The organism is Mycobacterium sp. NGS67, assembly GCF_059812185.1.
The window spans coordinates 22,676-49,323 of record NZ_JCALCF010000018.1 but is presented as its reverse complement, the minus strand read 5'-3'; the positions used below and the strand labels follow the sequence as shown (position 1 = coordinate 49,323).

The 26,648-nt window shown below is 67.4% G+C and carries 27 protein-coding genes; 10 read left to right on the top strand and 17 right to left on the bottom strand.

Annotation, left to right across the window (positions count from 1 at the left end; genetic code table 11):
- Window positions 1-30: 30 nt before the first annotated feature.
- From trpC to AC5Y4D_RS17505, 3 genes are all read right to left on the bottom strand, one after another.
- Window positions 31-849 carry an indole-3-glycerol phosphate synthase TrpC gene (gene trpC, locus AC5Y4D_RS17515; protein ID WP_499944195.1) on the bottom strand — a complete coding sequence of 273 codons (819 nt, stop codon included), beginning with the start codon at window positions 847-849 and terminating at the stop codon, window positions 31-33.
- 89 nt (window positions 850-938) lie between these two features.
- Window positions 939-1,604: a TIGR02234 family membrane protein gene (locus tag AC5Y4D_RS17510; protein WP_500037728.1), complete on the bottom strand. Its 666-nt coding sequence runs from the start codon at window positions 1,602-1,604 to the stop codon at window positions 939-941.
- Complete coding sequence (locus AC5Y4D_RS17505; RefSeq protein ID WP_500037727.1) at window positions 1,585-3,129, bottom strand: anthranilate synthase component I; 1,545 nt, start codon at window positions 3,127-3,129, stop codon at window positions 1,585-1,587. The genes AC5Y4D_RS17510 and AC5Y4D_RS17505 overlap by 20 nt, the downstream gene beginning before the upstream one ends.
- A gap of 40 nt (window positions 3,130-3,169) precedes the next feature.
- On the opposite strand from AC5Y4D_RS17505, the gene AC5Y4D_RS17500 reads away from it, so the two are divergent.
- A complete protein-coding gene (locus AC5Y4D_RS17500) occupies window positions 3,170-3,625 on the top strand; it encodes a peroxiredoxin (RefSeq protein ID WP_500037726.1) in 456 nt (151 codons plus the stop codon).
- Between the two features lie 367 nt (window positions 3,626-3,992).
- Entirely contained in the window at window positions 3,993-5,498 is a 1,506-nt protein-coding gene (locus AC5Y4D_RS17495; protein ID WP_500037725.1) for a protein kinase domain-containing protein, read from the top strand.
- Here AC5Y4D_RS17495 and hisI read toward each other — a convergent pair.
- From hisI to hisD, 8 genes are all read right to left on the bottom strand, one after another.
- Window positions 5,495-5,839: a phosphoribosyl-AMP cyclohydrolase gene (gene hisI, locus AC5Y4D_RS17490; protein WP_499944190.1), complete on the bottom strand. Its 345-nt coding sequence runs from the start codon at window positions 5,837-5,839 to the stop codon at window positions 5,495-5,497. The two genes, AC5Y4D_RS17495 and hisI, sit on opposite strands and share 4 nt — an antisense overlap.
- Entirely contained in the window at window positions 5,836-6,618 is a 783-nt protein-coding gene (gene hisF, locus AC5Y4D_RS17485; RefSeq protein WP_500037724.1) for an imidazole glycerol phosphate synthase subunit HisF, read from the bottom strand. The genes hisI and hisF overlap by 4 nt, the downstream gene beginning before the upstream one ends.
- A gap of 65 nt (window positions 6,619-6,683) precedes the next feature.
- Entirely contained in the window at window positions 6,684-7,484 is an 801-nt protein-coding gene (locus tag AC5Y4D_RS17480; protein ID WP_499989910.1) for an inositol monophosphatase family protein, read from the bottom strand.
- Between the two features lie 7 nt (window positions 7,485-7,491).
- A complete protein-coding gene (gene priA, locus AC5Y4D_RS17475) occupies window positions 7,492-8,238 on the bottom strand; it encodes a bifunctional 1-(5-phosphoribosyl)-5-((5-phosphoribosylamino)methylideneamino)imidazole-4-carboxamide isomerase/phosphoribosylanthranilate isomerase PriA (protein WP_499944187.1) in 747 nt (248 codons plus the stop codon).
- Between the two features lie 2 nt (window positions 8,239-8,240).
- Window positions 8,241-8,861 (bottom strand): imidazole glycerol phosphate synthase subunit HisH, encoded by a 621-nt coding sequence (gene hisH, locus AC5Y4D_RS17470; RefSeq protein WP_500037723.1) that lies wholly within the window; start codon window positions 8,859-8,861, stop codon window positions 8,241-8,243.
- Window positions 8,858-9,484: an imidazoleglycerol-phosphate dehydratase HisB gene (gene hisB, locus AC5Y4D_RS17465; protein WP_499944185.1), complete on the bottom strand. Its 627-nt coding sequence runs from the start codon at window positions 9,482-9,484 to the stop codon at window positions 8,858-8,860. The genes hisH and hisB overlap by 4 nt, the downstream gene beginning before the upstream one ends.
- Window positions 9,481-10,614, bottom strand: coding sequence for a histidinol-phosphate transaminase (locus AC5Y4D_RS17460; RefSeq protein WP_500037722.1), 1,134 nt, complete (start codon window positions 10,612-10,614; stop codon window positions 9,481-9,483). The genes hisB and AC5Y4D_RS17460 overlap by 4 nt, the downstream gene beginning before the upstream one ends.
- On the bottom strand, window positions 10,611-11,927 hold the full coding sequence (gene hisD, locus AC5Y4D_RS17455; protein ID WP_499989975.1) for a histidinol dehydrogenase: 1,317 nt from the start codon (window positions 11,925-11,927) through the stop codon (window positions 10,611-10,613). Before hisD ends, AC5Y4D_RS17460 begins: the two co-directional genes overlap by 4 nt.
- 118 nt (window positions 11,928-12,045) lie before the next feature.
- Here hisD and AC5Y4D_RS17450 point away from each other — a divergent pair, with 118 nt between their 5' ends.
- Window positions 12,046-12,462, top strand: coding sequence for a nitroreductase family deazaflavin-dependent oxidoreductase (locus AC5Y4D_RS17450; protein WP_499989908.1), 417 nt, complete (start codon window positions 12,046-12,048; stop codon window positions 12,460-12,462).
- A gap of 73 nt (window positions 12,463-12,535) precedes the next feature.
- Here the strand turns inward: AC5Y4D_RS17450 and nadC are convergent, their stop codons facing one another.
- From nadC to nadA, 3 genes are read right to left on the bottom strand one after another with little or no spacing between them, the layout of a single operon-like run.
- Window positions 12,536-13,393, bottom strand: a complete 858-nt coding sequence (gene nadC, locus AC5Y4D_RS17445) for a carboxylating nicotinate-nucleotide diphosphorylase (protein WP_499944182.1) — start codon at window positions 13,391-13,393, stop codon at window positions 12,536-12,538.
- Window positions 13,393-14,973, bottom strand: coding sequence for an L-aspartate oxidase (locus AC5Y4D_RS17440; protein ID WP_499989907.1), 1,581 nt, complete (start codon window positions 14,971-14,973; stop codon window positions 13,393-13,395). Before AC5Y4D_RS17440 ends, nadC begins: the two co-directional genes overlap by 1 nt.
- Complete coding sequence (gene nadA, locus AC5Y4D_RS17435) at window positions 14,970-16,019, bottom strand: quinolinate synthase NadA (RefSeq protein ID WP_499989906.1); 1,050 nt, start codon at window positions 16,017-16,019, stop codon at window positions 14,970-14,972. Before nadA ends, AC5Y4D_RS17440 begins: the two co-directional genes overlap by 4 nt.
- A gap of 46 nt (window positions 16,020-16,065) precedes the next feature.
- Here nadA and AC5Y4D_RS17430 point away from each other — a divergent pair, with 46 nt between their 5' ends.
- Window positions 16,066-16,770 (top strand): NUDIX hydrolase, encoded by a 705-nt coding sequence (locus AC5Y4D_RS17430; RefSeq protein WP_499989905.1) that lies wholly within the window; start codon window positions 16,066-16,068, stop codon window positions 16,768-16,770.
- Between the two features lie 203 nt (window positions 16,771-16,973).
- Window positions 16,974-18,323, top strand: a complete 1,350-nt coding sequence (locus tag AC5Y4D_RS17425; RefSeq protein ID WP_500037721.1) for a lipase family protein — start codon at window positions 16,974-16,976, stop codon at window positions 18,321-18,323.
- A gap of 75 nt (window positions 18,324-18,398) precedes the next feature.
- On the opposite strand, the gene AC5Y4D_RS17420 is transcribed toward AC5Y4D_RS17425, so the two are convergent.
- The 3 genes from AC5Y4D_RS17420 to bioB form a co-directional block, all read right to left on the bottom strand.
- A complete protein-coding gene (locus AC5Y4D_RS17420; RefSeq protein WP_500037760.1) occupies window positions 18,399-19,073 on the bottom strand; it encodes a DUF2567 domain-containing protein in 675 nt (224 codons plus the stop codon).
- 84 nt (window positions 19,074-19,157) lie between these two features.
- Window positions 19,158-19,385, bottom strand: a complete 228-nt coding sequence (gene bsaP, locus AC5Y4D_RS17415) for a biotin synthase auxiliary protein BsaP (RefSeq protein ID WP_499944177.1) — start codon at window positions 19,383-19,385, stop codon at window positions 19,158-19,160.
- Window positions 19,385-20,443, bottom strand: coding sequence for a biotin synthase BioB (bioB, locus tag AC5Y4D_RS17410; protein WP_499944176.1), 1,059 nt, complete (start codon window positions 20,441-20,443; stop codon window positions 19,385-19,387). The genes bsaP and bioB overlap by 1 nt, the downstream gene beginning before the upstream one ends.
- 196 nt (window positions 20,444-20,639) lie before the next feature.
- Here bioB and AC5Y4D_RS17405 point away from each other — a divergent pair, with 196 nt between their 5' ends.
- From AC5Y4D_RS17405 to AC5Y4D_RS17385, 5 genes are all read left to right on the top strand, one after another.
- Window positions 20,640-20,783: a hypothetical protein gene (locus AC5Y4D_RS17405; RefSeq protein ID WP_499944175.1), complete on the top strand. Its 144-nt coding sequence runs from the start codon at window positions 20,640-20,642 to the stop codon at window positions 20,781-20,783.
- 66 nt (window positions 20,784-20,849) lie between these two features.
- Window positions 20,850-22,679 (top strand): hypothetical protein, encoded by a 1,830-nt coding sequence (locus AC5Y4D_RS17400; RefSeq protein WP_500037720.1) that lies wholly within the window; start codon window positions 20,850-20,852, stop codon window positions 22,677-22,679.
- Between the two features lie 3 nt (window positions 22,680-22,682).
- Window positions 22,683-23,048, top strand: coding sequence for a hypothetical protein (locus tag AC5Y4D_RS17395; protein ID WP_500037719.1), 366 nt, complete (start codon window positions 22,683-22,685; stop codon window positions 23,046-23,048).
- Window positions 23,045-24,412: a hypothetical protein gene (locus AC5Y4D_RS17390; RefSeq protein WP_500037718.1), complete on the top strand. Its 1,368-nt coding sequence runs from the start codon at window positions 23,045-23,047 to the stop codon at window positions 24,410-24,412. Before AC5Y4D_RS17395 ends, AC5Y4D_RS17390 begins: the two co-directional genes overlap by 4 nt.
- Window positions 24,413-24,474: 62 nt before the next feature.
- Entirely contained in the window at window positions 24,475-26,646 is a 2,172-nt protein-coding gene (locus AC5Y4D_RS17385) for an adenylate/guanylate cyclase domain-containing protein (RefSeq protein ID WP_500037717.1), read from the top strand.
- Window positions 26,647-26,648: the final 2 nt, after the last annotated feature.

The window sequence follows — 26,648 nt, the reverse complement described above, 5'->3', positions numbered from 1 at the left end:
AGACTCAACGCGCACGCGGCACATCAACGGCTAGCGCGACGGCTTCGGACAGGACGGGTGAGTTCCGGCGGTCACCAGGTCGGCGACGGCCGCGCGCGGGTCACCGCTTTTCACCAGACCCTCACCCACCAACACGGCGTCGGCGCCCGCACCGGCATAGGCCAACAGGTCACCGGTGTGGCGCACACCGGATTCGGCGATCCGGATCACCTTGCTGGGCAACCCGGGAGCGATGCGCGCGAAGCAGTCCCGGTCGACCTCCAACGTGGCGAGATCGCGGGCGTTGACGCCGATTACATTGGCGCCGGCCTTCAACGCGCGGTCGGCTTCTTCCTCGGTGTGCACCTCGACCAGCGCGGTCATGCCGAGCGATTCGGTGCGGTCGAGCATCGACACCAGGGCCGACTGGTCCAGCGCCGCGACGATCAGCAACAGCATGTCGGCACCGTGCGCGCGCGCCTCGTGAATCTGGTAGGGCTGCACCACAAAATCCTTGCGCAGCACCGGAATCGACACCGCGGCGCGCACCGCGTCGAGGTCGTCGAGCGAGCCGTTGAAGCGCCGTTCCTCGGTCAGCACGCTGATGATCCGCGCGCCGCCGTCCTCGTAGGCGCGGGCCAACTTCGCGGGATCGGCTATGGGCGCCAACGCACCCTTGGATGGGCTGGCGCGCTTGACCTCGGCGATCACACCGATTCCTGGCTCGCGCAGTGCGGCCATCACGTCCAGCGGTTTAGGCGCGGCAGCGGCGGCGGCCTTGATCTCCGAGAGGCTCACGCGGGCTTCGCGCGCGGCGACGTCGGCGCGGACTCCCTCGAGGATGGAGTCAAGCACGGATGCCGGACTCATGCCTGCCGTGTTCCTTTCCCGTGACCCAACGCTCGCCAGCCGGTTTCGCCGACGTTCAAGAAGGGTAGCGACCGTCGGGTCAGGGTCCGTCACCGCCCCTCGCTGTCCGACTCGTCCCGGCGATCGGTGGGGTCGCGGCCTTCGTCGAGCGCGTCCCAGATCATGCGTTCCGACAGCTGCGACCCGTCGGCTTCGGTGTCGTCGCGGCGGGCGATCGACCGCCTCGCTGCCGGTGGGAGATATTTCGTGCTGCCCGAACGCGCCGGGCCGGCGACCTTGGCCGCCCGCATCAACAACGCCGCGGCGATCAACGTGCACACCGCCGTCAGCACCGTGATCACCGCACCGGTGTAGTGGCGTGCACTTCCCACCAGCGTCACCAACGGAACATGCCCGAGGTCGGCTCCGCGGGCCGCCACATCCGGTACCGCCCACAGGCTGACCCCGAGGTAGCCGATGGCGAAGCTGGACGCCGCCAGCAAGACCGCCAGCACGCGCAGCCGCCAGCCGCGCACGGCCAACGCCGCGATCGCGGCCGCCAGGTTGACGATCGCCAACGGCAACAACGCCGAGGACCAGGTGGCGCCGGACAGCGCCACGTCCTTGGGTTGTCCGAGACCGTCGAAAGACCGCACCACCACCCAGGTCAGGCGCGAGGCCGCCCAGAGCGCGGCGGCGGCGACGACCAGCAGCAATTGGGCGATCCCGATCGTCATTAGGGCGCGGCGACCGGTATCAGCCACCGCCGCTCGCATCGCACATCGGAGTCGTCAACGTCTCGGCGGCGGCGATCGCGTTCAGCACCGCCCGCGCCTTGTTTCTCGACTCGTTGTACTCGTAGCGTCCGTTGGAGTCGGCTACCACGCCGCCGCCAGCCTGGACGTAGGCCTTCCCGTCGCGCATCAGCGCGGTGCGGATTGCGATCGCGAAGTCCGCGTTGCCGGCGAAGTCGAGGTAACCCACCACCCCGCCGTACAGACCGCGGCGGGTCTTCTCGACTTCCTCGATCAGCTCCATGGCGCGCACCTTCGGCGCGCCCGACAGGGTGCCGGCCGGGAAACAGGCGGTCACCGCGTCAAGTGCAGTCTGGCCCTCGGCCAGCAGGCCCGTCACGGTGGACACCAGATGCATCACGTGGCTGTAGCGCTCGATGTGGCTGTAGTCCTCGACGCGTACGGTGCCGGGTGTGCAGACCCGGCCCAGATCGTTGCGCCCCAAATCGACCAGCATCAGGTGCTCGGCGAGTTCCTTGTCGTCGGCCAGCAACTCCTTCTCCAGGAGGATGTCTTCCTCGTCGGTCTGGCCGCGCCAACGGGTCCCGGCGATCGGATGGGTGCTGGCCCGCCCGTCCTGCACCGTCACCAACGCCTCCGGACTCGAGCCGACGATGGAAAAGTCCACGGTGCCATCGCTTTTCGGTATCTGCAGCAGATACATGTACGGGCTGGGATTGGTGACCCGCAGCATGCGGTACACGTCGATCGGATCGACGTCGGTGTCCATCTCGAAGCGCTGCGACGGCACCACCTGGAACGCTTCACCGGCGGCGATCTGCTCCACCAGGTAGTCGACGATCTCGCTGTACTCCTCGACCGTGCGTTGCGCGCGGTGCGCGGGCTCGGGCTTGTCGAAGGTGGCCACCGTCGACGGCAGCGGTTGGCTCAGCGCTGCGGTCATCACGTCCAGGCGAGCGATCGCATCGTCGTAAGCCCAGTCGACCCGCTCGTCGGTGCCGTTCCAGTTCACCGCGTTGGCGATCAAGGTGATGGTGCCCTCGTGGTGGTCCACGGCCGCCATGTCGGTTGCCAGCAGCAGCAACATGTCCGGCAGCCGCAGATCGTCGACGGCGGATTCCGGCAGCCGCTCCAACCGTCTGACCAGATCGTAGGCGAAGAACCCCACCATGCCACCGGATAGCGGGGGCAGTCCGGGCATGGCGGCGGTGGCCAGCACCTCCAGCGTGGCGCGCAGAGCGTTCAGCGGGTCGCCGCCGGTGGGCGCGTCCTTGGGAGCCGCGCCCAGCCACACCGCGTGTCCGTCGCGCACCGTCAACGCGGTCGGCGCACCGGCCCCGATGAACGACCAACGGGACCACGACCGCCCGTTCTCGGCGGATTCGAGCAGAAAGGTACCCGGCCGGCTGCCGGCCAGCTTGCGGTACGCCGAGAGCGGAGTTTCGCTGTCGGCCAAGACCTTGCGGATCACCGGAACCACCCGGTGTTCCGCCGCAAGCACACGGAAGTCCTCCCGGGTCGTCGTGGCTGCGAGGTTGGCGTGCACCGGACCATCCAATCAGATGGGCTGGCGTAGCGTGACGGCCATGAAAACTGGTGACACCGTGGCCGACTTCGAGCTTCCCGACCAGACGGGCACACCGCGGAGACTCAGCGACCTGCTGACCGACGGACCCGTGGTGCTGTTCTTCTACCCGGCGGCGATGACGCCGGGCTGCACGAAAGAGGCTTGTCACTTCCGCGACCTGGCATCCGAATTCGCCGCCGCGGGCGCCAACCGGGTGGGCATCAGCACCGACGAAGTGCAGAAGCAGGCCAAGTTCGCCGATACCCAGAACTTCGATTACCCGCTGCTGTCGGACGCCGACGGCACCGTCGCCACCCAGTTCGGCGTCAAGCGTGGCCTGCTGGCCAAGCTGATGCCGGTCAAGCGCACCACGTTCGTGATCGACACCGACCGCAAGGTGCTCGACGTGATCTCCAGCGAGTTCAATATGGACACCCACGCCGACCAGGCGCTGGAGACCCTGCGGAACCGCTGACGTCGATCGCCTCCGCGTCCCGGGGTCTGCGGCGATAACGCGCAGGCATGTGGTCCGTGAAGTTTGTTGTCCCACAGGGCAATTGGTTTTCTGAAACTCAAGCACGGCGGGAATGGCTGCTGGCACAGAGCTATTTCGCGCGTACCCGATCTGATATGCCCTGATCACACGCAGCCGCAACTGCTTTCGTTCCCAGACAGCGGTCGCTGAGACCGGATGACCGACCGGCGCGTCCGCCGACGTCCGTCGAATCGGCGGCACCCGGATTCGACCACCCCACGTGGCGCCTTCCGCCGCGCGAAGACTTGGACGCACCACTGCGGGCATTGCCCCGCGCCGAGGCGGGACGGCTCAGTAGCATGCTCACATGCCGACAAGCGATGGCCATGGCGAAGGCTTGACAGCGGGCGAGCTGTTCGCCGGCTACACCATCGTGCGTAGGCTCGGCGCCGGCGGCATGGGCCAGGTCTACCTGGCTCAACACCCGCGACTCCCCCGGCAAGACGCGTTGAAGATCCTGCCCGCCGAACTCACCGCGAATTCCGAGTACCGCCAACGCTTCAACCGCGAGGCCGAACTGGCCGCCACTCTGCACAACCAGCACATCGTCACCATCCACGACCGCGGCGAATACCAGGGACAACTGTGGCTTTCGATGGACTACGTGGAGGGGACCGACGCCGCCAGATTGCTCCACGAGCAGTACCCGACCGGAATTCCGCTGCCCGACGTGGTGCAGATCATCTCGGCCGTGGCCGACGCCCTGGACTACGCGCACTCCCGTGGCCTGCTGCACCGCGACGTCAAACCGGCCAACATTTTGTTGGGTGACGCCAACCCGCGCCGACGGATCGTGCTCGCCGATTTCGGTATCGCCCGCGAACTCGGCCAAAGCAGTGGTTTGACCGCCACGAACATCACCATGGGCACCACCGCCTACTGTTCGCCCGAGCAACTGCAGGGCTTCGACCTGGATGGGCGGGTCGACCAGTACGCGCTCGGCTGCACCGCCTATCAACTGCTCACCGGTGTGGCCCCGTTCGACCACACCAGTCCCGCGGTGATCATCACCCAGCATCTCTCGGCGCCGCCGCCGCTGATCAGCGCACGGCGCCCGGACCTCGCCCACCTCGATCCGGTCATCGTCAGAGCGATGTCCAAGGACCCGGCGGCACGGTTCGCGTCGTGCTCGGAATTGGCCGCCGCGCTGGCGGCCCCGCCCGGCATGGTGCCGATGCCGCCGATGCCCATCAACGCCCCCGCGCCACTCGTCCCCCCTCCGCATCGTGCAGGGGGGCACGGGACGTTGATCGCGACGCTGACAGCCATGGCCCTGGTCGGCGTCGCCGTGATCCTCGGGGTGGTGGTTTTGACGGTGAAACCCGGCAACCAGGCCGCGAGTCCGCCGGGTGAGGCTTCCAGCGCCACCTCGAGGTCGTTGCCACCGCCGGGCGGCAGTACGTCGGCGCCGGCCAAACCCGCGCCCCGGGTTGACCAGGTCACCGACCAAGCACGTGTGTTGAAGCCCTACGACCGCGGCAAGGTCGAGCGTGCCGTCGATGGCTTGTTCAAGAGTCGCCGGATCAGTCTGTATGTGGTTTACGTCAACGACTTCGGTAGCCGCGATCCCGTCGCGTGGGCCAATGGCTTCATGGATGAGTACGGATTCAACGGTAACGAGGCGATCCTGGCCATCGCCGTCGCCCCCGACGAACCCACTTTCGCCTTCGAAGTACCGCCGACGCTGACCAAAGGCAAGCCGATCGATGTTGCCGAAATTCGCCAGCAACACATCAGACCCGCTCTGAGTCAACATGAATGGGCCGACGCAGCGCTCGCCGCGGTAGATGGCCTCGACGTGGGGCCGCGCTAGTCGCTTTCCAGCAGCACCGCGGCGTCGAAGCAGGTGTGGTCCCCCGTATGGCAGGCCCCGCCCACCTGGTCGACGGTCAACAGCACGGTGTCGCCGTCGCAATCCAACCGCACCGAGTGCACGCGCTGGGTGTGCCCGGATGTCGCGCCCTTGATCCACTGCTCGCCGCGGGACCGCGAAAAGTACGTCGCCTCACGGGTTTCCAGAGTCCTCGCCAGAGCGTCGTCGTCCATCCAGGCGACCATCAACACATCGCCGGTGCTCCGTTCCTGCACGACGGCGGCGATCAGTCCGTCGGCGTTGCGCTTCAACCGTGCGGCGATCCGGGGGTCCAGGCTCATCGGACCGTGATCTCCTGCGCGGCCATCGCGGCCTTGACCTGTCCGATCGTGAGCTCCCGGAAATGAAACACGCTGGCCGCCAACACCGCATCGGCACCAGCGGCCACCGCGGGTGCGAAGTGCTCCACCGCCCCCGCACCACCGCTGGCGATGACCGGCACGGTGACCGCCGCGCGCACCGCACGCAGCATCGGCAGGTCGAATCCGGCCTTTGTGCCGTCGGCGTCCATCGAATTCAGCAGGATCTCCCCCACACCGAGTTCGGCACCTCGGGTCGCCCACCCGACCGCGTCGATGCCGGTGCCGCGGCGACCCCCATGGGTGGTCACCTCCCAACCCGACGGGGTCGGCGCCGAACCGGCCGGCACCTTACGTGCGTCGACGGACAACACGATGCACTGCGAACCGAACTGCCGTGCCATCTCGGCCAGCAGATCCGGACGGGCGATGGCTGCGGTGTTGACCGACACCTTGTCCGCTCCCGCACGCAGCAGGACGTCGACGTCGGCCACGGAACGCACTCCCCCGCCGACGGTCAGCGGAATGAAGACCTGCTCGGCGGTGCGGCGCACCACGTCGAGCATCGTGGTGCGCCCCGCCGAGGAGGCGGTGACGTCGAGAAAGGTGAGTTCGTCGGCGCCCTCGGCATCGTAGGCGGCCGCCAGCTCCACCGGATCACCTGCGTCCCTGAGGTTTTCGAAGTTGACGCCCTTGACGACGCGCCCGTCGTCGACATCCAGGCATGGGATCACCCGCACCGCGAGGTCGCTCACCGACATGTGGCGAGCAGACGCAAAAGCTCCATTTTGCTCGGCGTGTCGGGGGCTTTTGTGTCTGCTCGGCATTAGTAGTCTTCCGGTTCGCCGGCGGCGCGCAGGATGGCGAGGATCTCGTCATGCACCCCGGGCGCGGCGGCCAGCGCCGAGCGCGACGACGGGGTCCAGGGTTGGCCGGCGAGGTCGGTGACGATGCCCCCGGCGGCCCGCACCAAGGCGACTCCGGCGGCATGGTCCCAGGCGTGGCTACCGAAACTTATTGCCCCACCGAGGATTCCGTCGGCAACGTAGGCCAGGTCAAGTCCGGTGGAACCGTGCATGCGCAGTCGGGACGAAACCCGGCTGAGGTTCTCCAGCACCGTCAACCGGTACTGGCCGGGAAACTGACCGCGCGAATCGGCGCTGAACGATCCGGCCGCCACCAACGCATCGGACAGTTCGCCTTTGCCCAAGGACGGGCGCGGCACACCGTTTCTGAGCAGCCGGTCACCCACCACCGCGGTGTAGCGCTGACCGGTGAACGGCAACCAGGTCAATCCGGCGACCGGCTCACCCTCGCGCAGCAGTCCCAGCAGGATCCCCGCCAGCGGGGACCCGGCGGCATAGTTGAAGGTGCCGTCCACCGGGTCCAGGACCCACACCCACGGCGAGTCGAAATCGGCACCGCCGAATTCCTCGCCGTGCACTTCGATTCCGGTGGCTGCGACCAACGCATCCACGACTTGCCGCTCGATCGCGAGGTCCACTTCGGTTGCGAAGTCGTTGCCTTTCTTGGCAACCGCCGAGTCGGCCCGATGCCCGGCCAGAAACGGCTCGACCGCTTCGTCCAGGACGGCCGAGGCCTGGGCGACCAACGTGTTCAGATCCATCGCGTCGCTACTCCCGGACCGCGTCCAGGGCCTGCGGCAACGTGAACCGCCCGGCATAAAGCGCCTTGCCCACGATCGCCCCTTCGATCCCCCGGTCGGTCAGGGTCGCGATCGCGCGCAAATCGTCCAGGCTGGACACACCGCCGGAGGCGATCACCGGCGCATCGGTCCGCTCGGCGACCCGGGCCAGCAGGTCGAGGTTGGGGCCACCCAACGTGCCATCCTTGGTGACGTCGGTGACCACATACCGCGAGCACCCTTCGGAGTCGAGGCGGCTCAGCACCTCCCACAGGTCGCCGCCGTCGGTCTCCCACCCACGTCCACGCAACCGGTGCTCTCCGGCTGGGTTTCCCGGGTCGATCTGCACATCCAGACCCACGGCGACCTTGTCTCCGTGCTCGGCGATCGCCCGCGCGCACCACTGCGGGTTCTCCAGGGCGGCCGTGCCCAGGTTGACCCGCGCGCAACCGGTCGCCAATGCCGCGCTCAGCGAATCGTCGTCGCGGATACCACCGGACAATTCGACCTGCACGTCGAGCTTGCCCACCACCTCGGCCAGCAGTTCCCGGTTCGATCCGCGGCCGAACGCTGCGTCCAGATCCACCAGATGGATCCAGTCGGTGCCGTCGCGCTGCCAGCCCAGCGCGGCATCCAACGCGGACCCGTATTCGGTTTCACTGCCCGCCTTGCCCTGAACCAACCGCACCGCGCGGCCCTCCACCACGTCGACAGCGGGCAACAGAATCAACGACATGGTCACAGGCCCTCGACCCAGTTGTGCAGCACGGCCGCGCCGGCGTCCCCGCTCTTCTCCGGGTGGAACTGGGTCGCCGACAGCGGCCCGTCCTCGACCGCGGCCAGAAACGGCACCTGGTGTGTCGCCCACGTCAACATCGCTTCGGCTGAACCTTCCCACCGCTGCGCGGCGTAGGAGTGTACGAAATAGAACCGGGTGTCCGCGCTCAACCCGTCGAACAGGGTGCTGCCGCGCGCGGAATCGACGACATTCCAACCCATGTGCGGAATCACCGGCGCGTCCAGCCGGGTCACCGCGCCGGGCCACTGTCCGCAACCCGTTGTCTCCACGCCGAATTCGACGCCGCGGGAGAACAGGATCTGCATGCCCACGCAGACGCCCAGCACCGGACGCGCGGCCGCAACCCGCTCGGCGATGACCCGCTCTCCCCCGATCTTGCGCAAGCCCGTCATGCACGCCTCGAACGCGCCGACCCCGGGCACCATCAGCCCGTCGGCCGCCAGCGCCCGAGCGGCGTCGGAGGTGACCTCGACGTCGGCGCCCACCCGTTCCAGCGCACGCTGCGCCGACCGGAGATTACCCGAGCCGTAGTCCAGAATTACGACCGATTTTGCTGTCACAGAACGCCTTTGGTGGACGGCACTCCCGAGACCCGGGGATCGGGCTCGACAGCCTGTCGCAGCGCGCGGGCGACGGCCTTGTACTGCGCCTCGGTGATGTGGTGCGGGTCGCGGCCGTAGAGCACCCGCACGTGCAGCGCGATGCGGGCGTTCATCGCCAGTGACTCGAACACGTGCCGGTTGATGACGGTGTGGTAGGGCACCGAGCTCCCGGCGATCGTGGTGTGCTGCAGGTGATCCGGCTCGCCGGAGTGCACACAGTACGGCCGGCCCGACACGTCGACGGCGGCGTGCGCCAACGTCTCGTCCATCGGGATGAACGCGTCGCCGAACCGGCGGATGCCCTTTTTGTCGCCCAGCGCCTGTGCGAGAGCCTGACCCAATGCGATCGCGGTGTCCTCGACGGTGTGGTGCGCTTCGATTTCGACGTCACCCTTGGTGCGCACCATCAGATCGAAGCTGGCGTGGCTGCCCAGCGCGGTGAGCATGTGGTCGTAGAACGGGACGCCGGTGTCAATATCGACCTGGCCGGTGCCGTCGAGGTCGAGTTCGATCACGATGTCGGATTCGCGGGTGCGGCGCTCGATGCGCGCGCGGCGAGGTTTGATTTCAGTGGCTGTCACGGTGTTCCTATGGTGCTCGGGCTGCTGCTGAGTTCGGTTGCTGCGATCCGGGCGCTCGCTTCCAGGAAGGCGTCGTTCTCCCCGGCCAATCCGGTGGTGGCGCGCAGGTAGCCGGGGATCCCGACGTCGCGGATCAGCACGCCGGCATCCAGGTAATGTTGCCAGGCGGCCGCCGCGTCCGCGAATTCACCGAACAGCACAAAGTTCGCATCGCTCGGGATGACCCGAAAACCCATGTCCGTCAACGCCGTCGACACCCGTTCGCGCTCGGCGATCAAAGTGGCGACACTGCCCAGGGTGTCGTCGGCGTGGCGCAGCGCGGCACGCGCGGCGGCCTGGGTGACCGAGGACAGGTGATACGGCAGGCGCACCAACAGCATCGCCTCGACCAATGCGGGCGTGGCGATCAGGTAACCCAGCCGACCGCCGGCGAAGGCGAACGCCTTGCTCATGGTGCGGGTGACGACCAGCTTGCTCGGATACTCCTCGATCAGGCCCACCGCGCTGGGCTGCGACGAGAACTCACCGTAGGCTTCGTCGACGATCAGGATGCCCGGCACCACGTCGAGCAGCTTGCGCAGATCCGGCAGCGTAATGCTCTGTCCCGACGGATTGTTCGGGCTCGCGACGAACACCACGTCGGGTCGGCGGTCGGTGATCGCGGCGACGGCGGCAGCCACGTCGAGGCTGAAATCGTCCGCGCGGACGGTCTCCAGCCATTCGGTGCGCGTGCCGTCGGAGATGATCGGGTGCATCGAATAGGACGGCACGAAACCGATCGCGCTGCGTCCCGGGCCGCCGAACGCCTGCAGCAACTGTTGCAGAATCTCGTTGGAACCGTTTGCCGCCCAGACGCTTTCGACCCCCACCGGAATTCCGGTCTGGGCGGTCAGGTAGGCGGCCAGGTCGGTGCGCAGCGCCACGGCGTCACGGTCCGGGTAGCGGTGCAGATCGGCGGCCGTGTCTTGAACCGACCGGACCACGTCCTCGACCAGCGCCGGGGTGGGCGGATGCGGGTTCTCGTTGGTGTTGAGCCGCACCGGCACCGCCAACTGGGGTGCGCCGTAAGGCGATTTGCCGCGTAGATCCTCCCGCAGCGGCAAGTCGTCGAGGGTCGGCCGTGAGCTCATCGCTCGAACCTCCGCCGTACCGCTTCCCCGTGCGCGGGCAGGTCTTCGGCCTTCGCCAGCGCTACCACGTGCCCGGAGACGTCCTTGAGGGCGGATTCGGTGTAGTCGACGACGTGGATGCCCCGCAGGAAGGTCTGCACCGAAAGCCCACTGGAGTGACGGGCGGAGCCGGCGGTGGGCAGCACGTGGTTGGAGCCCGCGCAGTAGTCGCCGAGGCTGACCGGTGCGTACGGTCCGACGAAAATGGCTCCCGCAGAACGGATCCGGGCGGCGACACCGGACGCGTCGGCGGTCTGGATCTCCAGATGCTCGGCGGCGTAGGCATTCACGACCCGGACCGCCGCATCGAGGTCGTCGGTGAGGATGGTCTTGGACTGCGGCCCGGACAATGCGGCGGTGACCCGTTCGCGGTGCACGGTCGTCGCCAACTGACTGGCCAGTTCGGCGTCGGTGGCATCGGCCAGCTCGAGGCTGGGCGTGACCAGCACGCTGGCAGCCATCTCGTCATGCTCGGCCTGGCTGATCAGATCGGCGGCCACGTGGACCGGGTCAGCCGTCTCGTCGGCCAGAATGGCGATCTCGGTGGGTCCGGCTTCGGCGTCGATGCCGACCAGGGAACGGCACAGTCTCTTGGCGGCGGTGACGTAGATGTTGCCGGGGCCGGTGATCATGTCGACGGGCACCAGCTCCGGGCCGCCGGTGTCCAGTCCGCCGTAGGCCAGCAGCGCTACGGCCTGTGCCCCGCCGACCGCCCAGATCTCCTCGACCCCGAGCAGGTGGGTCGCCGCCAGGATGGTCGGATGCGGAAGGCCCCCGAACTCGGCCTGCGGCGGACTCGCGATCACCAGCGAGTCGACCCCGGCCGCCTGCGCCGGCACCACGTTCATCACCACGCTGGACGGGTACACGGCGTTGCCGCCCGGCACATACAGGCCCACGCGTTCGACGGGCACCCAGCGTTCGGTGACCGTCGCCCCGGGACCCAGCGTGGTGGTGGTGTCGCTGCGGCGCTGATCGGCGTGCACCGCGCGGGTCCGCTCGATCATTACCTGCAGCGCGTCGCGCACGTCGCCGTCGAGCCCGACGACCGCGGCCTCCAGCGCACTTTCCGGCACCCGCACGGCCGCCGGCCGCACCCCGTCGAACTTCTCCCCGTAATCCAGGGCGGCGTGAGCGCCACGCTCGGCCACGGCTTCGACGATCGGCCGGACCGTGGCCAGCACGGACTCCACATCGACACCGCCCCGCGGCAACTCCGCACGCAGTCGCGCCGCCGTCAGCTCCGCGCCGCGCAGATCGATGCGGGACAGCAGCCTAGGCTCGCCGGTCAGGGATGTCGTCACATCGATCATTGTCCCAGAGCAGCTCAAGTCGATATCCGACCGGTAGTGTGCCCGGTAGCCGCCAGGCCCGATATCAGAGGAGCCAGCCGTGTCCGCTCGGGATCAACACCCCAACAACGCCCCCGGTGTCCCGATGGTCTACCCGGTGTGGTTCGAGAACATCCAGGTCAAGTACCTGAACCCGGCGCTCAAGCCGATCGCCCGCTACTTGCCGGGTACCGCCACCATCGAGCACCGCGGCCGCAAGTCCGGAAAGCCGTACCGGACCCTCGTCACCACCTACCGCAAGGGCAATGTGCTGGCCATCGCGCTGGGCCACGGCAAGACCGACTGGGTGAAGAACGTGCTGGCCGCCGGTGAGGCCGACGTGCACTACACGCGGCGTTCGGTGCACATCGTCAACCCCCGGATCCTGCCGGCCGGATCTTCCGAGACGGACGGATTGCCGTGGTTGGCCCGGGTACAGCTGCGCCGGATGGGGATCTTCGTCGGCGACATCGCCTGAGCGTTCGCCGAGCGTGTAGTGGTTGCGAAATCAAGGCCGATTTTTCGCAGCAGGTACACGCTCGGCGAGCGTCTTACATGTCCAGGCCGATGTCGAGCACCCGTACCGAGTGCGTCAACGCCCCGACGGCCAGGTAGTCCACCCCGGTCCCGGCGTAGGTCGCCGCGCTCTCCAGGCTGAGCCCGCCGGAGGATTCCAACAGCACCGACGGCGCGCGGGCATCGCGCCGCTGCACCGCGGTCTGCGTCTGCCACACCGGGAAGTTGTCCAGCAAGATCAGCTCGGGCTTTTCCGGCAGCACGGCATCGAGCTGCTCCAATGAATCCACCTCGACCTCACAACACAGATCGGGCGCGGCGGCGCGCACCGCACGCAGCGCCTCCACCACCGATCCCGCCGCCGCGACGTGGTTGTCCTTGATCAGCGCCGCATCACCCAGGCCCAGCCGATGATTGACCCCGCCACCGACCCGCACCGCGTACTTCTGCAGCGCGCGCAAGCCGGGCAGCGTCTTGCGGGTATCGCGGATCTTGGCCTTGCTGCCCTGCACCGCGTCCACCCAGGCCGCCGTCACCGACGCGATCCCGGACAAATGGCAGACCAGGTTGAGCATGGTCCGTTCGGCGGTCAGCAGTCCCCGGGTTTCGGCCTGCACGGTCAGCAACGGCTCACCCGCCTTGACCCGGGTCCCGTCCTGCACCCGGTGCAGCACCTGGTAACCACGGCTGCCGATGACCTCGTCGAGCACCAGCAACGCCACGTCCACCCCGGCGACCACGCCCTCCTCGCGGGGGACCATCGACGCGGTAGCCACCGCGCCGGCCGGCACGGTCGCCAGCGTGGTGGCATCAGGTCCGTAGCACAGGTCCTCGTTCAGGCCGCGGCGGATGGTGTCGCGCGCGGCCTCCCGCTCGGCGTCGCCCAGGATCATCAGCCCACCGCCGCCAATGCCTCCACCTGAACGGCATCGTCGTTGCCGGCCAGCCGGATCAGGATGCTGCGCCCGGGATCGGTGACGGCCGACGGGTGTTCGGCGCGGTGGTGGCAACCGCGACTTTCGTTGCGGGCCAACGCGGCGGCGGTCACCGTGCGGGCCGCCAGTGCCAGCGCGACATCCTCGGCGCCGCGGCGGTCCGACACATCGCGGATGGGTGCGGCGCTGAGCTTTTCGGCCAGTGCCCGCAGTCCGACGGCACTGCGCACCACCGACGCGTCCCGGCTCATCGCGCGTTGCAGATCACCCCGCTCGGGCGCGGTATGGATGATCGGCTCGGGCATCGCTGCCTGTGGATGCCCCATCGCGGACGCGTGCTCGGCGGCCTGCTGTCCGGCTCGGCCGCCGACCACCAGACCTTCCAACAGACTGTTGGAGGCCAGTCGGTTGGCGCCGTGCATACCTGTGCGCGCCACCTCTCCGGCGGCGAACAATCCGGGCAGCTCGGTGCGGCCGGACACGTCGGTGACCACGCCGCCGCAGCTGTAGTGGGCACCGGGAATGATCGGAATCGGTTGCCGCACTGGGTCGATCCCGGCCGCCAGGCATGCGGCGGTGACAGTCGGGAACCGCGCCGCGAAACCCGCGATGCCTCGCGCGTCGAGATAGGCGCACGGCTCCCCGGTCGCTTTGAGCCGCGCGTCGATGGCGGCCGCGACCACGTCCCGGGGCGCCAGGTCGCCCATCGGATGGACCCCGGCCGTGATCGAGTTGCCCTGCCTGTCGATGAGTATCGCGCCCTCACCGCGGATGGCCTCGGTGATCAACGGACGTCGGCCGCCGCCGTGCCCCCGGGAATAGAGCATTGTCGGGTGAAACTGGATGAACTCGAGGTCGGCGATAGCCAGCCCGGCCCACAACGCCAACGCGATTCCGTCTCCGGTGGACCCGTCGGGGTTGGTGGTGGCGCTGTAGAGATGCCCGAGGCCGCCGGTGGCCAGGATCACCGACGGGGCGTCGATGATGCCGCAGCCGTCGGGCCGGTTGACCAGCACCCCGTTGACCGCGTCCCCGTCGTGCAGCACGCGCAGCGCCACGTGGCTGCTGCGGATGTCCAACGACCGGGCGGCAAGGTCCAGGGTGCGTTGCACCTCGGCGCCGGTCGCGTCGCCGCCGGCGTGCACGACGCGGCGCCGGGAGTGCCCGCCCTCCCGTGTCACGTCCCAGCCACCGGACGGTGATTCGTCGAATCGTGCACCGGCACCGACCAATTCGCTCACCGCGCGGTAGCCGTCGGCGACGATCGAATACACGGCTTCGGTGTCACACAGGCCCGCACCGGCGGCCAGGGTGTCGGCGACATGGGCCTCGATCGAGTCGTCGTTGTCGGGGAGCACGACGGCGATCCCGCCCTGGGCGTAGTGGGTGGCGGTCACGCCGCGCAGTTGGGCAGCCTTGTTCAGCACCACGACGCGGCTCCCGGCGCGGTGAGCGGCCAGTGCCGCGGCCAACCCCGCGACGCCCATGCCGATCACCACGACGTCGGCGGAATCCCGCCAAACCGGATCGGTCGTCATTCACCACCCCCTGGCTGGCCGATTTCGATCATCCGTTGCACGCTGCGGCGCCCCGCGGCCGCGGTGGCCGGGTCGACGTGGACCTCGTCGGCCCCGTCCAGCAGGCATCGCAACAGCGCCGCGGGGGTGATCATCTTCATGAATTTGCACGACGCGCGGTCGTTGACCGCCTGGAAATCGACTTCCGGTGCCGCCCTGCGCAATTGATGCAGCATGCCGACCTCGGTGGCGACCAGGACCTTGCGGGCACGTGTTTGGTGCGCGGCGTCGAGCATGCCGCCGGTGGACAGGATCTTGACCCGTTCCGCGGGGAACGCGCCTTCGCCGGCGAGGTACAAAGCCGAAGTGGCGCAACCACATTCGGGGTGCACGAACAATTCGGCGTCGGGGTTGGCCCGGGCCTGCTCGGTCAGCTCGTCACCGTTGATCCCGGCGTGCACGTGGCATTCGCCGGCCCACACGTGCAGGTTCTCCCGACCGGTGACCCGGCGCACATGGGCGCCCAGGAACTGGTCCGGGCAGAACAGCACCTCGCGGTCGGGATCGATGGAGGCGACCACATCGACCGCATTGGACGACGTGCAGCAGATGTCGGTGAGCGCCTTGACTTCCGCGGTCGTGTTGACGTAGGAGACGACGACGGCGCCGGGATGTTCGGCCTTCCAGGCGCGCAGTTCCTCGGCAGTGATCGAGTCGGCCAGCGAACATCCCGCCCGCTGGTCGGGAATCAGCACCGTCTTGTCCGGGCTCAGGATTTTCGCGGTCTCGGCCATGAAGTGCACCCCGCAGAACACGATGGTGTCCTCGGGCGCCTCGGCTGCGATACGCGACAGCGCCAGCGAGTCCCCCACGTGGTCGGCCACGTCCTGAATCGCCGGCAACTGGTAGTTGTGGGCCAGCACGGTAGCTCCGCGCAGCCGCGCCAGACGGCGGATCTCGGCCGCCCACTGGGCGTCGCCTTCGATCCCGGTGTATCCGGTGGGCGTGCTGATGACGCGAGCCGCCAGCTCGTCGCAGATGGTGTCCATCCGATTCAGGACCGTCATCGGGGCTCCTTTCGAACCCGGAGGTTTTCGACTTATAATCGAAAACATGCCTTATGGTAGCACCGCCCACGAAGTGCTTGCCGTCGTGTTCCAGGTTTCGACTGTTGCCAAAGGGAGTTCTGCCAAAAAACCGCAGCTGAACGTTCTGTTATGGCAACGCGCCAAGGAGCCGCAGAAAGGCACCTGGTCGCTTCCGGGTGGCCGGCTGCGCAGCGACGAAGACCTCACCACTTCGGTGCGTCGCCAGCTGGCCGAAAAGGTCGATCTGCGCGAGATCTCCCACCTGGAGCAGCTCGCGGTGTTCTCCGACCCACACCGGGTGCCCGACACCCGGATGATCGCCTCCACCTTCCTGGGGCTGGTGCCCTCCCCCGCCACCCCCGAGCTGCCGTCGGACACCTGCTGGCATCCGGTGAATGCGTTGCCGCCGATGGCGTTCGACCACGGGCCCATGGTGACCCACGCGCACGCCCGACTGGTCGCCAAGATGTCTTACACCAACATCGGGTTCGCTTTGGCACCAAGGGAATTCGCGTTGTCGACACTGCGTGACATCTACGGTGCCGCGTTGGGATATCAGGTCGACGCGACCAACCTGCAGCGGGTGCTGGCCCGTCGCAAAGTCATCAGCCAGACCGGCACCATCGCGCAGTCCGGCCGCAGCGGCGGGCGCCCGGCGGCGCTGTACCGGTTCACCGACTCCCAACTGCGGGTGACCGACGAGTTCGCCGCCCTGCGCCCGCCCGGTTGAATATCGCTGTGATCGGCGCCACGGCGCGCTGGCTTCGGTTCGGAGTACACGGCCTGTACATTGTCTAAGAGTTGTTTAAGAAGCTACTGCGCGTGAGAAGCGCTGGCGCTGAGCTTTGATTGGCTGACGGCACCGCCGCCCATTGATCCGGGACCGATTGGCACGAGTACGCCGAAGCCCAGTAGGCCTCGAAGGGAGCCTTGATGGTGGAGCTGGCCAACGTGGCAGGCGCGACGGTCCAGGACGGTTTGCGATGGATCGGCGCGGCGCCGCACGAAGAGCTGCAGCGCAAGGTACGCCCGCTGCTGCCGGCAGACGACCCGTTCTACCAGCCACCGGCCGGCTTCCAGCACGCCGAACCCGGCACGGTGTTGCGCTCGCGCGACGTCGAGCTGGCGTTCATGGGCCTGATCCCGCAGTCGATGAAGGCCATCCAGCTGCTGTTCCGGACCACCGACTTGAACGGCAACGCCGAGGCCACCGTGACGACGGTGCTCGTTCCCGCGGAGGTGGCGCCCGGCAAGACCATTCCGCTGCTGTCCTACCAGTGCGCGATCGACGCGATGTCGTCGCGCTGCTTTCCCTCTTATGCGATGCGGCGCCGGGCCAAGGCGATCGGATCGCTGGCACAGCTCGAGCTGTTGCTGGTCACCGCCGCGGTGGCCGAGGGGTGGGCGGTCTCGGTACCGGACCATGAGGGCTTGCACGGGCTGTGGGGTGCGCCGTTCGAACCCGGCTACCGGATCCTGGACGGGGTACGGGCCGCATTGAGTTATGAGCGGCTCGGTTTGTCGCCGTCGGCGCCGGTCGGGCTGTGGGGGTACTCCGGTGGAGGATTGGCCAGCGCTTGGGCCGCCGAGATGTGCGGGCAATACGCCCCCGAACTGAACATCGTCGGCGCGGTCCTGGGCTCGCCGGTCGGCGACCTCGGCCATACCTTCCGCAGGCTCAACGGCGGATTGTTCTCCGGGCTGCCGGCGTTGGTGGTCGCCGCTCTCACGCACACCTACCCGGGCCTGGATGCGGTGATCAAGGAGCACAGCAGCGAAGAGGGTCGCGCGCTGCTGGAGAGCCTGGAGAAGATGACGACCGCCGAGGCCGTCATCAAGATGGCCCACACGAATCTGGCCGACTTCCTCGACGAACCCCTGGAACAGACGCTGTCCCGGCCGGCGGTCATGCACGTCTTCGACAGCATCAAACTGGGTGCCGCGATACCGACACCGCCGGTGCTCATCATTCAGGCCGTTCACGATTACCTCATCGACGTCGACGACATCGACGAACTCGCCGAGACCTACATCGCCGGCGGCGCCAGGGTCACCTACCACCGCGACGCGTTCAACGAGCACATGATCCTGCATCCGTTGTCGGCGCCGATGGCGCTGCGCTGGCTGATCGACCGGTTCGCCGACCGTCCGCTGACCGACCATCTGGTCCGGACCACCTGGCCCACCGCGTTCAACCCGATGACCTACGCCGGCATGGCCCGGTTGGGTCTGATCGCGGCCAAGGTCATCACCGGCCGCAAGATCCGCCGCCGTCCGCTTTAACTCAGTTCGGCAGGCCGCGAGCGTGCACACAGGTACGCCGGCACGCCCCCGGCATCCGGGGCACGTTCCCGAAGTTCAGCCGATTGGCCCGGCGACGGGTGCCGGCGGCGGCGCCTGAGGCAGCGTGCGCACCCGGTTCTCCGGCGGGTAAGCGCCCAGGTCGTCGCGCACCGTCCCGGTGGTCATCACCGCATAGATCAAGGCAGCGGTCGCTGCCGGAGACAACAAGGTGAGCGCGATCTGCAGCGGCCCACGCCCGAAGAACACCGGCGGCGCCTGGGTCACGTAGGTCAGCGAGTGATCAGCCTTCGACAGCGAGACGGTATCGAAATCCAGCGCGCCATAACGCCACAGCACCAGCAGCGCCCCAACCCCGGCCGCGACCGCGGTCGCGCCGATCAACCCGGCGCACAGGGCGACGACCATCTGCGGACCCCGATGGTCGCGCCACTGCCAGGCCGCCACCGCGCCGACCACCGCCACGACGCCCACCAGACTGACCAGCAGCATCGGAGCGACGAAGAAGTTGCGCGGCTCGCCGTCGAGCCCGCCCAGGTATTCGTGCACCCGCTCACCCTTGCGGGTGACGGCCACCACGGCGTGGATGGCCGGGGCGATCCAGGCCCAGAGCGCCCCGATCGGCAATCCGGAAGCCGTCAGCGCGACGGCCACGACGAGGCATGCCCGGTTCCGCGGCGACAGTCGCTGCAGGCGCCCGACCTCTGCGCCAGAAGGCTGCTCGGATACCACCGCCGCACCGTCAACCAACCGGACTCACCTCCATTACCCGTGCCTCGCGAAGCATATCCTCGCGGGGCCGGCGCGCCTGAACCGTCAGCGTCGCCCGTCCAATTCGGTCGAATCCACCAACCCGTGCCGGGAACACTTCGCCCACCAGCCGTCGGGCCGGACCTGCACGATCATCCGGCGGCCACAGGCGGCGCAGAAGCGGGGTGGCTCCAACCCCAACTGGGCCGCGGTGGGCACCGAGGTCCCGGATTGCTCGCCGGTATAGACGTTGTAGACGCCGCCCCCGACCGGGTCCGGCAGCGCGGTGGCCATCACAAACTGGCGTTCAGCGCCTTGATCGGCATTTGCAGATCGTCGAGCAGTTCGAGGTCAGCCTCCGCGGGCCGGCCCAGCGTGGTCAGGTAATTGCCGACGATGACGGCGTTGATGCCACCGAGGATGCCTTGCTTGGCGCCGAGGTCGCCGAGGGTGATCTCACGGCCGCCGGCGAACCGCAGCATGGTCCGCGGCAACGCCAGCCGGAACGCGCCGACAGCTTTGAGCGCTTCGCTGGCCGGCAGCACCTCCAGGTCACCGAACGGGGTGCCCGGTCGGGGGTTGAGGAAGTTCAGCGGCACCTCGTCGGGACCCAACTCTGCGAGGTCGGCGGCGAATTCGGCGCGCTGCTCCAGCGTCTCGCCCATGCCCAGGATCCCCCCGCAGCACACCTCCATACCGGCGTCGCGCACCATCGACAAGGTCTCCCAGCGCTCCTCCCAGCTGTGCGTGGTGACCACGTTGGTGAAGAAGGAGCGCGCGGTCTCCAGGTTGTGGTTGTAGCGGTGCACTCCCATCTCCGCCAGGCGCTGCACCTGCTCGGCGGTCAGCATGCCGAGTGAGCAGGCGATCTGGATGTCGACCTCGTTGCGGATGGCCTCGATACCGGCCGCGACCTGAGCGAGCAACCGCTCGTCGGGTCCGCGCACCGCGGCAACGATGCAGAACTCGGTGGCGCCGGACTTCGCGGTCTGCTTGGCCGCCTCGACCAGGCTGGGGATATCCAGCCAGGCGCTGCGCACCGGCGACTTGAACAGGCCCGATTGGGAGCAGAAATGGCAGTCCTCCGGGCACCCGCCGGTCTTGAGGCTGATGATGCCTTCTACCTCGACCTCCGGTCCGCACCAGCGCATCCGCACCTCGTGGGCCAGGGCCAGCAGTTCCTCGAGCCGCTCATCGGGCAGCTGCAGCACCCGCAGCACCTGGTCCTTGCTGAGGCCTTCGCCGGCCTCGAGCACCTGACGGCGGGCGACGGCAAGGATGTCCGAGTTGTCCTCCCCTTCCAGGCCATCCTGGCCGGCATCGCTGGTCGGTCGAATCGGCGCTTGGGTCACCGGGTACTCCCCTGCTTCTTGATCGCGTCCCTATATATCGGCCGCAATCGCCTCGGGGCCGCCGTCGGACAGGCGGCCTGTATCGAAAAGTGCTCAGGTTAGGGTAACGGTCCCCGGTCAACCGAGGCCGCGCGGTCATGTTGACGCCGGTCACTATTGCCGGAGTAAAGAACATCCGGCAGGGTAGAGAATCAGCATGAGCGAACAGCACGTCGTATACCTGGCCGACCACGGCATCTGGCTGGCAATACCGGCGTTCCTGCCTGCCGTGATCGTCGCCGGCGTGGTGTCATATGTCGCCATGCGAAATAGAGGAAGCTCGCGGGAAAAGCAGGATTGACCAGTGCTGCATTTGGGCATCCTCGGATCTGTCTAAATCGGCGGACGCAAACGGGAGGCGATCGCGATGGAAATGGCAGTTGTTGCAGAGGCGCCCGCGGCGCGCGGAGCGGAACTGAGTCAAGTCATCGGACTCTCGGTGGCGGCGCTGATCATCACCCTGGTCATGCTGGCCGTCGGCTGGGCCCACCGCACCCGGCGCATCTTGTGGCTGGAGAAGTTCGCCGACTGGTTGGGCGTCAAATTCAAGCGCCCGTCCTGGGTGGCGCTACCCGTGCTGGTGTACACCACGTCGATCATCTGCGCGCTGTTCGGATTCATCTGGGACGTCAGCTGGCATATCGGCGAAGGCCGTGATCCCGGACCGCTGGCCAACCCCGCCCACTACTTCATCATCATCGGCCTGTTCGGCATCTTCCTGGCCGGCATGATCGCGATCGTCCTGCCGTTCGACGAACCGGGCCCCGCGCCGGTGCGCATCACCGACAACTGGCATGCCCCCGTAGGCGGCGTGCTGATGGCCGGTTGCGGCATGTACGCGCTGTTCGGATTCCCGCTCGACGACATCTGGCACCGCATCTTCGGCCAGGACGTCACCTTGTGGGGTCCGACCCACCTGATGATGATCGGCGGCGCGGGCCTGTCGCTGTTCTCGGTGCTGATGCTGGAGTACGAAGGCGGCCGCGCGCTGCCGGACGCACCTCCCGAGAAGCCGTTCGTCAAATTCTTGCGCTACCTGTCCTGCGGTGGGTTGTTGATCGGCCTGTCCGTCTATCAGATCGAGTACGACTTCGGCGTCCAGCAATTCCGCCTGGCGTTCCACCCGATGATGATCGCCGGAGTGGCGGCGCTGGCTCTGATCGTGGCGCGGATGACGCTCGGAAAGGGCGCGGCGATCATCGCGGCACTGTTCGCGATCGCCCTGCGTGGTGCCGTCGCATTCACGGTCGGTCCGATCCTCGGCGCGCCGATCAACTGGTTCCCGCTTTACCTCGGCCCGGCGCTGGTGGTCGAGATCCTGGCGTTGACGCCGCTGTTCAAGCGGCCCATCCTCTTCGGTGCCGTCACCGGCCTGGTTGTGGGCACCGTCGGTCTGTGGCTGAGTTCGCTCTGGGTCGGCGCCGTCTACCACTACCCATGGCCGACCAGCATGTGGGGCGAAGCCCTGGCCATGTCGGTGCCCGTCGCCGTCATGATGGGCCTGTGCGGTGCCCTGACCGGGATGGTGCTTACCGGGCAACGGCTACCGCGACGCGCGATCGGAATCTCGATCGTGGCCGCGACGGTCGTGGTGATCGGCGGCGCGGTGGCCAACGGGTTGCACATCGTCATCCCGAGCAAGAACACCGCGACCATCAAGCTGACCGAGCTGCCCAGCGAACCCGGCAAACGCATGGTGTCCGCCGACATCCAGATCAATCCGCCCGACCTGATCAAGGACGATCCCGATTGGGTGTCGGTCACCTCGTGGCAGGGGAAGATGGTCAACGACCGCGGCCTGCTGATCGACCGGCTCGAGCGGGTCGGAGACGGGCACTACCGCACCACCAAACCCATCCCGGTGTGGGGATCGTGGAAGACCTTGCTGCGGGTGCAGGACGGTTACACCATGACGGCCGTGCCGATCTACGAGCCGGCCGACGAGGCGATCCCGGCTCCCGAGGTGCCGGCCGATCCCGTCATCACCCGGCCGTTCGTCCTGGAAAACACCATCCTGCAGCGGGAACGCGACCCCAACGCCCCGGAGTGGCTGTTCACCGTCGGCTCCATCCTGGTGCTGATCTTCACCCTGATGGTGATCAGCGCGTTGACGTGGGGAGCCGGTCGGATCAACCGCGAGATGACGTTGCCCAAGAAACCGGAGGAAGAGAAGCACCCTCTTCCAGAAGCGGCGTAGTCCGTGGCATACCGACGCGCCCTGGTCACGGCATGGGCGGGGCTGCTGGTGTGGGCGCTGGTCGCCTGCGGCGGTAACTCGCCCAGCAAGGCCCCCGCGCAGGGCCTCACCGTCGACGTCACCATCGCCAACGGGCAGGTCACGCCGACCAACGCGACCCTGCAGGCGAAGGTGAAACAACAGATCGTGTTGCATGTCACCAGCGACGTCACCGACGAGCTGCACGTGCACTCGGTACCCGACCACAAGTTCCAGGTCGCCGCGGCGCCCAACCAGACATTCGAGTTCAGCGTCGACGTCCCGGGCAGCGTCGACGTCGAACTGCACCACCTCAAGCGGACGATCGCCACCATCCAAGTGCAGTCGTGACCGACGGCCGCTCGATAACCGTGCTCGCGCACGGTCTGGGCGGGTCGAACGATCTGCCGGTGCCGTACACCTTCGCGCTGATCGGCGCCGCATGGGCACTGACCTTCACGTTCGCGCTGGTGGCGTTGGCCTGGAAACGACCGCGATTCGACCCGGACAAACCGGGGCGCCCACTGCCGGACGCGCTGACCGCCCTGGTCGATGCGCGCGTCACCCGCGGGATAGTCGCCGGGCTGGCGCTGCTGTTCGCGATATGGGTGCTGACCGCCGGCCTGTTCGGACCGCAGACCTCCGCCAATGGCCTGCTCGGCGCGTTCTATGTGCTGCTCTGGGTCGGACTGGTGGCGTTGTCATTGATCTTCGGGCCGGTATGGCGGGTGATCTCGCCGGTCCGCTCGGTATATCTGCTGGTACGCCGGATCCTGCCGGAACGGATCAGCCGGCCCCGGTTCTCCTACCCGGACAGCTGGGGCTACCGGCCGGCCGCGTTCGGCTTGTTCGCGTTCGTCTGGTTGGAACTCGCCAGCCCGGACTCGGCCTCGCTGACCGCGGTCAAGACGTGGTTGCTGGTCTATACGGTGGTGCTGCTCGGCGGGGCGTGGCTGTGCGGCCAGCGCTGGTTGGCCCGGGCCGACCCGTTCGGCGTGTACAGCATGGCGGTGTCCCGGCTCAGTCCGTTCTGGCGGAATCCGCAAACCGGAAAAGTCGTCGTCGGCAACCCGTTCGACCACCTGCCGTCGCTGCCGGTACGCCCGGGCGTCGTGCTGGTTTTGTCAGTGTTGTTGGGGTCCACCGCGTTCGACAGCTTCTCGGCGTCACCGACGTGGCGCAATTTCGCCGACGGGACAGCCCGCGCGGCGACCGGTGTTCCTGAGACGCTGACTTCTTCAGCGTTGCGGACCATCGGGCTGGCGCTCTTCATTTGTGTTGTGGCGCTGACGTTTTCGTTTGCGGCGCGCGCCACCGGGGGCGTGGACGCCGAGCAGCGCCGGGCACTGCCCGGGCAGATGGCGCACTCGCTGATCCCGATCGTCGTCGGCTACATCTTCGCGCACTATTTGACCTACCTCGTGGAGCGCGGCCAGCAGGCCGTCATCGCCCTGGCCGACCCACTGGGTCGAGGCTGGAATCCGTTGGGCCTGGCCGATGCACACGTCGCCTACGTGTTGTCGATGCACCCCGCGGTGCTGTCCACGATAAAGGTGGCCTGCGTGGTGACCGGGCACATCGTGGCGGTGATCGCGGCGCACGACAAGGCGTTGCGACTGCTGCCCAAAGACCATCAACTCACCGGCCAGTTGACCATGATGCTGGTCATGGTCGGCTACACGTTCATGGGGCTGTATCTGCTGTTCGGGGGCTAGGCGGACTTCCGGCTACCTAATAGGCTGCTGTTGCCGCCGGAACGCAGGGGAAAGGAAATCCATTGACGTCGCCGCCCTCGGCCGAGTCGGTAACCCCGGACGAAACAGTCCCGGCCCGTAAGGGTGACCGGCGCCGCAGGGCGTTGGCCCGGTCGGTCAGCATCCAGTCCAAGGTGATGCTGATGCTGCTGGTGGCCAGCCTTTCGTCGCTGGCTGTGATCGGGGCGGTCGGTTATGTCACCGCGCGCAACGCCTTGTTGCCGACGGCATCGGAGCGGATGACCCAGTTGCGGGAGGCCCAAAAACGCGCGGTGGAGACGTTGTTTTCGGATCTCGCCGATGCGCTGGTGGTCTACAGCGACGCCTCGACATCTCTGGACGCGGTGCAACAGTTCACCGCGGGCTTCGACCAGTTGTCCAATGCGAGTATCGATCCCGGTCAGCAACAGGCGCTGGTGAACTACTACACCGACAGGTTGATCAAACCGGTCGAGAGCAGCACCGGCACCAAGCTGGATCTCAATGCCCTACTGCCCAGCAACAATTCGCAGAAATATCTGCAGGCGCACTACACGGTTGCGCCGGCCGGGGCACCTGACGACGCGGGCGACGGCAGTGCCTGGACAGCCGCGAATGTCCGCTTCAACAACTTTTTCCGGGAGATCGCGATCCGCTTCGAATACAAGGACGCGTTGCTGCTCGACGGCCGCGGAAACGTGGTGTACAGCGTCCGCAAGACCGCGGCACTGGGCACCAACATCCTCAACGGCCCGTATCGGGAGTCCAATCTGCGTGGCGCCTACGAGAAGGCGATGGCCGCAAACTCCCGGGATTTCGTGTGGATCACCGACTTCGCGCCCTATCAGCCGCAACTCGGCGCACCCATCGCGTGGCTGGTCTCGCCGATCGGCGCACCGGGCAAGGCCGCCGGAGTGCTGGCCCTGCCGCTGCCGATCTCCAAGGTCAACGACATCATGACCGCCAACAGGCAATGGGAAGCCGCGGGCATGGGCAAGACCGGTGAAACCTATCTGGCCGGCCCGGACAATTTGATGCGATCGGATTCCCGGTTGTTCCTCGAAGACCCGAAGCGCTACCAGACCGAGGCGATCGCCGCAGGCGCACGATCCGACGTCGTCGAGCAGGCAATCCGTTGGCGCGGAACGACACTGGTGCAACCGGTTGCGACGCACGCGGTACGTGCCGCACAGCGCGGTGAGACCGGTACCACCATCGACACCAGTTACCTCGGTCGCCGCGAGCTGGTGGCATATGCCCCGCTGCAGTTGCCCAACTCCGACCTGCACTGGTCGGTATTGGCCACCCGGGAGACCGACGAAGCCAACGCCCGCGTCGTGTCCGTGACCCAGACGCTGGTATTGACCACCGCCGCCATGGTTTTCGTCATCTGCGTGGCCGCGCTGCTGGTAGCCCAGATTTTTGTGCGTCCCATCCGCCGACTGCAGGCCGGCACCCAGGAGATCAGCGCCGGCAACTACGACGTCACGATCCCGGTGACCTCACGCGACGAGATCGGTGAACTCACCGAGGCTTTCAACGATATGAGCCACAGTCTGCAGATCAAGGAAACGCTGCTGACCGAGCAGCGCGAAGAAAACGACCGGCTGCTCGGGTCGTTGATGCCCGAGCCCGTCGCGCAACGCTACCGCGAGGGCGAACAGACCATCGCCCAGGAACATCAGGACGTCACGGTCATCTTCGCGGACTTCGTCGGTCTGGACCGGATTTCCAGCGCGCTACCCGGCCATGAATTGGTCGGCATCGTCGACGACCTGGTCCAGGAACTCGACTCGGCCGCCGAAGCCCTTGGCGTCGAACCGATCAGGACCCTGCACAACGGCTACCTGGCCAGCTGCGGGCTGAACTTCCCGCGGCTGGACAGCGTGCACCGCACCGTGGAATTCGCCCTCGAGATGCAGGCCATCGTCGAACGGTTCAACAGCAAGACGGGCCACCACCTGACGCTGCGCGCCGGCATCAACACCGGCAATGTCATCAGCGGACTGGTCGGACGGTCCAGCATCGTCTACGACATGTGGGGCGCGGCCGTCAACCTCGCCCACCAGATGCGAAGCAGCACAAGTGAATCCGGCATCTACGTGACATCGCAGGTGTACGAGGCGACGCGTGACATCCGGCAGTTCACCGCCGCGGGCACCGTCACCGTCGACGGCACCGAACAACAGATCTGGCGCCTCGCGGAAGGACAGTGACC

What these genes read in the sequence shown, in the direction of transcription:
- priA (WP_499944187.1), bottom strand. Translation starts at nt 8,238, where the DNA reads ATGTCGTTGATTCTGTTGCCCGCTGTCGACGTGGTGGAGGGCCGCGCG.
- bsaP (WP_499944177.1), bottom strand. Translation starts at nt 19,385, where the DNA reads ATGGCCACCGCGCTGCCGGACCCGGTCGGGGGCGGCGTCTACAACGTC.
- AC5Y4D_RS17425 (WP_500037721.1), top strand. Translation starts at nt 16,974, where the DNA reads ATGGTGGAGCTGGCCAACGTGGCAGGCGCGACGGTCCAGGACGGTTTG.
- AC5Y4D_RS17495 (WP_500037725.1), top strand. Translation starts at nt 3,993, where the DNA reads ATGCCGACAAGCGATGGCCATGGCGAAGGCTTGACAGCGGGCGAGCTG.
- AC5Y4D_RS17510 (WP_500037728.1), bottom strand. Translation starts at nt 1,604, where the DNA reads ATGCGAGCGGCGGTGGCTGATACCGGTCGCCGCGCCCTAATGACGATC.
- AC5Y4D_RS17400 (WP_500037720.1), top strand. Translation starts at nt 20,850, where the DNA reads ATGGAAATGGCAGTTGTTGCAGAGGCGCCCGCGGCGCGCGGAGCGGAA.
- hisF (WP_500037724.1), bottom strand. Translation starts at nt 6,618, where the DNA reads ATGTCGGTGAGCGACCTCGCGGTGCGGGTGATCCCATGCCTGGATGTC.
- AC5Y4D_RS17440 (WP_499989907.1), bottom strand. Translation starts at nt 14,973, where the DNA reads ATGACGACCGATCCGGTTTGGCGGGATTCCGCCGACGTCGTGGTGATC.
- trpC (WP_499944195.1), bottom strand. Translation starts at nt 849, where the DNA reads ATGAGTCCGGCATCCGTGCTTGACTCCATCCTCGAGGGAGTCCGCGCC.
- AC5Y4D_RS17460 (WP_500037722.1), bottom strand. Translation starts at nt 10,614, where the DNA reads ATGAGCTCACGGCCGACCCTCGACGACTTGCCGCTGCGGGAGGATCTA.
- AC5Y4D_RS17430 (WP_499989905.1), top strand. Translation starts at nt 16,066, where the DNA reads ATGCCTTATGGTAGCACCGCCCACGAAGTGCTTGCCGTCGTGTTCCAG.
- nadA (WP_499989906.1), bottom strand. Translation starts at nt 16,019, where the DNA reads ATGACGGTCCTGAATCGGATGGACACCATCTGCGACGAGCTGGCGGCT.
- AC5Y4D_RS17500 (WP_500037726.1), top strand. Translation starts at nt 3,170, where the DNA reads ATGAAAACTGGTGACACCGTGGCCGACTTCGAGCTTCCCGACCAGACG.
- nadC (WP_499944182.1), bottom strand. Translation starts at nt 13,393, where the DNA reads ATGATCCTGGGCGACGCCGAGCGGGAGGCCGCGCGCGACACCATCCGC.
- hisI (WP_499944190.1), bottom strand. Translation starts at nt 5,839, where the DNA reads ATGAGCCTGGACCCCCGGATCGCCGCACGGTTGAAGCGCAACGCCGAC.
- AC5Y4D_RS17480 (WP_499989910.1), bottom strand. Translation starts at nt 7,484, where the DNA reads ATGGATCTGAACACGTTGGTCGCCCAGGCCTCGGCCGTCCTGGACGAA.
- AC5Y4D_RS17405 (WP_499944175.1), top strand. Translation starts at nt 20,640, where the DNA reads ATGAGCGAACAGCACGTCGTATACCTGGCCGACCACGGCATCTGGCTG.